The organism is Oceanisphaera psychrotolerans, from assembly GCF_001870485.1.
Taxonomy (GTDB): domain Bacteria; phylum Pseudomonadota; class Gammaproteobacteria; order Enterobacterales; family Aeromonadaceae; genus Oceanimonas; species Oceanimonas psychrotolerans.
This window is the reverse complement of record NZ_MDKE01000065.1, coordinates 1-555: the sequence shown is the minus strand read 5'-3', so window position 1 is coordinate 555 and position 555 is coordinate 1. Positions and strand designations below refer to the sequence as shown.

1 protein-coding gene is annotated in these 555 nt (G+C 62.0%); it reads left to right on the top strand.

The annotated features are described in order from the left end of the window. Positions 1-555, top strand: a 555-nt coding sequence (locus BFR47_RS15070; protein WP_139215203.1) for an NAD(P)/FAD-dependent oxidoreductase, incomplete at both ends; no start/stop codon positions are given.

Below are 555 nucleotides of genomic sequence, written 5' to 3'. Positions count from 1 at the left end.
CCGCTGTGAAGCCTGGCAGCAACGAGGGGTCGATGCCCGGCTGCTGGAAGGTGACGAGCTGTGCCGCCTCCTGGGAACAAAAAAATACCGTGTCGGCTGGCTGGATCCCCGTGGCGGCTCGGTTCAGCCCTTGAGTTATACCCGGGGGCTGGCCAAGGTGGCCATCAGGCTGGGCGCAAGGATCCATACCCAAACCCGCGTCGACTCCCTCACCCGCGAGGGGGGACAATGGATCGCCAGCACGGCAGAAGCGAAGGTGGTTGCAAGGCATGTCATCCTCGCCACCGGTGCCTATGCCGAGAAGCTGGTACCCGGCTTGCAAAGGTCGTTTGTCCCGGTTCGAACGGCCCAGGTCGCAACCACACCGCTGCCCGCCGACATGAGGTCGGTCATTCTTCCCGAAGGTCATGTCTCTTCCGATACAAGACAATTGCTGACCTCGTTCCGTCTGTCTCCGGACGGACGCCTGGTGATGGGAGGAGCAGGTGCAACGGCAGGGCTCGACCATTCGAAAATTGTGCCCTACCTGCATCGCGCAGGAGAAGAGCTTTTCGG